The organism is Aquabacterium sp. UBA2148 (genome assembly GCF_002328915.1).
GTDB lineage: Bacteria > Pseudomonadota > Gammaproteobacteria > Burkholderiales > Burkholderiaceae_C > Aquabacterium > Aquabacterium parvum.
In genome coordinates this window covers 6,951-10,653 of record NZ_DCXA01000262.1, presented here as the reverse complement: position 1 = coordinate 10,653, position 3,703 = coordinate 6,951, and the positions used below count along the sequence as shown (strand labels likewise).

At 67.4% G+C, this 3,703-nt stretch carries 3 protein-coding genes; 1 reads left to right on the top strand and 2 read right to left on the bottom strand.

Annotated elements, in window-relative coordinates:
- A partial coding sequence (locus B2W70_RS14625) for a ubiquinol-cytochrome c reductase iron-sulfur subunit N-terminal domain-containing protein (protein WP_286746783.1) occupies positions 1-120 on the bottom strand: 120 nt, incomplete at its 3' end.
- Positions 121-349: 229 nt separating this feature from the next.
- Between B2W70_RS14625 and B2W70_RS14620 the strand changes: the two genes are divergently transcribed.
- Positions 350-2,878, top strand: a complete 2,529-nt coding sequence (locus B2W70_RS14620; RefSeq protein ID WP_286746769.1) for a DUF1631 family protein — start codon at positions 350-352, stop codon at positions 2,876-2,878.
- A 76-nt stretch (positions 2,879-2,954) separates the two neighbouring features.
- On the opposite strand, the gene pdxA is transcribed toward B2W70_RS14620, so the two are convergent.
- The coding region (gene pdxA, locus B2W70_RS14615) for a 4-hydroxythreonine-4-phosphate dehydrogenase PdxA (RefSeq protein ID WP_286746767.1) at positions 2,955-3,703 on the bottom strand (749 nt) is incomplete at its 5' end.

Genomic DNA, 3,703 nt, shown 5'->3' with positions numbered 1-3,703 from the left:
TTCAGAGGGTTGGAAAGTCGACACAAAGGGGATGGCGGTGGCCACGCCGCCTGCGCCGCCGACGGCGCAGGCCATGGTCACCCAGGTCCGACGGCTTTGATCCACTGGCTGATTGCTCATGGGTATCCTCAGGGACTGGTGGGACGATGACGTAAAAAGGGTCAATTGCGCATTGTAACGGACGCCCGAGCGCCCTCACGGTTCAGGCATGCGTCAGCGCCCCTGGATGCAATCGTGACAGTTTGCAAACAGGCCGAAAGCTTGCCGGGTTTGTGCCGATATCCAGCGTAGGAAGGGGTTTCCATGAGGCCCCTGGAACGCAGACATCGCCAGACAAGGACCGCTCGCCGTGCACGACCCCCGACTCGCATCCGTGCTGCAGGCCGCCGCTGGCCGCATCCAGGCGGCGATCGCGGCTGCCGTGGACAAGGCCGCTGTGCAACTGGCGCCACTGGCCCTGTCCGCCACCAGCGGCACGGTGCGCATGGAGCTGATGAACGCCGAGCGTGAACTTCGCACGAAATCCGGTCGCATCCTCCAGGGATTTCAGAAGCACCTGCAGACCCAGATCGAGAAATCGACCAACCAGAAAACCACGGCGACCACATCCGGCCTGGGCGAACTGGACTGGGATGCCCTGTCGCTCGTGGGGGACGACGAGGTCGAGCGCGGCGTGATGGCCGACCGACTGGGGCAGACGCTTTTGCCCGATTGCGACGAACACCTCAAGGTCATCTACGCGCAATTCAGCGCCCTCATGGGCGAGGAGCACGTCGCAGAGCGCAACCCACTGAACCCTCAGTCGGTTGCCAAGGCCCTGCTGGGCAGCCTGGCGGATGCCGAGTGTCCACAGGACACCATCCAGACGCTGACCACGCACGTCGGCCGCCTGCTGGGCGCCGAGTTGAACGCCGCCTACGGCATCGTGGTGCAGGAAATGCGCCAACAAGGGATCGAGCCTCGCGGCATGGTGCTGTCGCGCCCACGCCCCACCGGCGGCAGCGGGCACGCGCCGTTCAGCGCATCCACCTCCGAAGCGGGCGAGTTCGCCAACACCTCTGGCCAAGCCAGCCATGCCGCGAGCCATTCGCAGGCGGGCGCGTTCCAGGGCATGCCTGGCGGTTCGGCCTTCGCCCAGATCGAGGCCCACCAGCGAGCTGCACAGGCCCTGAGCAACATGTTCGGGGTGGCACTGCCCACTTCACCGATGGGGCTGGAGGGCTCGTTCATGCCTGTGCAAGGCGGCCAGAGCCCGCTCAGCCAGGCAGCTGCCCAAGCCGCCCGCACCGATTTCCAGCAGCTGTTGCGAAAGCTGGCCGCCCAAGCCATGCCCGCCCCCGGGATGGGCGAAGCACTGGTGGCCCCAGGAGCGGACACCGCGCCCATGGGGTTGATCGACTCGGTGGAGGCACACGGCTTCGCCGAGGGTCATTTCGCAGGCCCGCTGATGGCGGCCAACCTGATCCGGGCGCACCGAGATGAACTGGTGCGGGCCAGCGGCGGCGCCCCCATCGACCAGATCGTGATCGACATCGTCGCGGCGCTGTTCGACCAGGTGCTTTCCGACCCCAAGGTGGCGCCGGAGATGGCTCGCCAGATCGCACGGCTGCAAATGCCTGTGCTGCGGGTGGCGCTGGGCGACATCAGCTTTTTCAGCTCGCGCAAGCACCCGGTGCGCCGCTTCGTCAACCGCATCGCCACGCTCTCGGGCACCATCGACGAGCAAGACGCCAGCGCCTGTCAGGCCTGCCTGGCCCGCGTGACCGCGCTGGTCGATGGCATCGTCGAGGGGGACTTCGACAACCCCGGCCTGTACGAGAGCAAGCTCAGCGAGCTCGAAAGCTTCATCGAACAGACCACGTCACGCGACGCCGCCGAGCAGGCCGCCGTGGCCGAGCTGCTCAACGGCAAGGAAGCCGATCTGCGGGTGCAGCAGCGCTACATGCAGATCCTCAAGCGCGAGCTGGCCGACGTCGAGATCCCCGAGTTCCTGCGCGACTTCCTCACCCAGATCTGGAGCCAGGTGCAAGTCATGACCGCCGCGCGTCACGGCGCCGACTCGGCCATGGCCCAGCGCATGAAAAAAGCGGGCCACGACCTGGCGCTGAGCGTTCAGCCCAAAGGCCAGCCCCAGTTGCGCAAGAACTTCCTGCTGGGCCTGCCACAGCTCATGCGCGACCTCAACGACGGGCTGGGCATGATCCAGTGGCCAGAGGAAGCCAAGCAAGCGTTCTTCGCGCAACTGCTGCCCGCCCACGCCGAATGCCTCAAGGCTGCACCCCACCACGAGCTGACCCAGCGCATGCTGGAGCAGCGCCTGACCAAGGTGGAAAACCTGGCGATCCCCTCGCGCGAGGAAGCTGCCAACGACCCCCTGCCCTCGCCCCTGGCCGACCTGGGCGCCGCCCCGACCCTGACGGTGGTCTCGGCCCTGAGTGTGGAAGAGGTCAAGGCCGCCGGCTTCGTGCCGGAGGCCGCCATCAGCGCCGACGCCCCGCTGGACATCGACCTGGATGCGCCTGCCGACCCCAGCCTGGCCGACATCGACATCAACCTGGACGCGCCGCCGACACCCTCGGCTGGGATGCAGCTGGTGCACCACATCCAAAAGGGCACGGCCTACCAGATGTTGATGCAGGATCAGTGGAAGAAGGTTCGACTGACCTGGGTGTCAGAGGGTCGCACCTTCTTCATTTTCACCCATGGCCACACGCACAAGCAAACGATCTCGCTGACCGCTCGCACGCTGGCCAAGATGTGCGAGACCGGGCGGTTCAAGGCATTCGAGCAGGCCGAGTTGATCGAGCGTGCGACCCTGCGCGCCCGCCGCCAGCTCGCCGCATTGGCCTCGGGCGGACGCGAGCGCACCGCAGCCTGACGGCAATCGGCCGCGAATCGCCGCGCAAGAGAAATCGGCGAGCCCTGCCGCCCGCCCGCCTGCCAGCCCGATCAGATCAGGCCTGCGCCAGGCGCCCCGCCAGCAGCAAGCGGGCCATGGCCGCGGCCTCGGCAAAGCTGCCCTCGTCGGCACGCCCCGTGCCGGCCAGATCGAACGCGGTGCCGTGATCCGGGCTGGTGCGCACGAATGGCAGGCCCAGGGTCACGTTCACCCCCTCATCGAGCCCCAGGTACTTCACCGGGATCAGGCCCTGGTCGTGGTACATGGCCACCACCACATCGAACTCGCCAGTGTGCAAGGGCGGGTCGTGGCGAGCACGCATGAAAATGGTGTCAGGCGCCCATGGCCCCGATGCGTCGATGCCTTCCGCCTGCGCCGCGCGGATGGCCGGCGCGATGACCTCGAGCTCCTCGCTGCCGAACAAGCCACCCTCGCCTGCGTGGGGGTTGAGCCCCGCCACCGCGATGCGCGGCCTGGGCTGGCCCCACAAAGCCGCGCTGCGGTGGGTGATGCGCAAGGTCTCCAGCACGCTGTCGAAGGTCACTTGCTCGATGGCCTGGCGCAAAGACACGTGGATGGTCACCAGCACCGTGCGAAGCTGGCGGTTGGCCAGCATCATGCGCACCGGCGCCGGCGGCTGACCGGGCGGCGCACCTTCGGCCTGCAGCAACTCGGTGTGACCAGGGTAAGGCTCGCCTGCCAAGGCCAGGGCTTCCTTGTGCAGAGGTGCGGTGACGATGGCGCCGACCTCGCCCCGTTGCGCCAGGCGCACCGCAGCGCGGATGCAGGCTGCTGCGGCCTGCC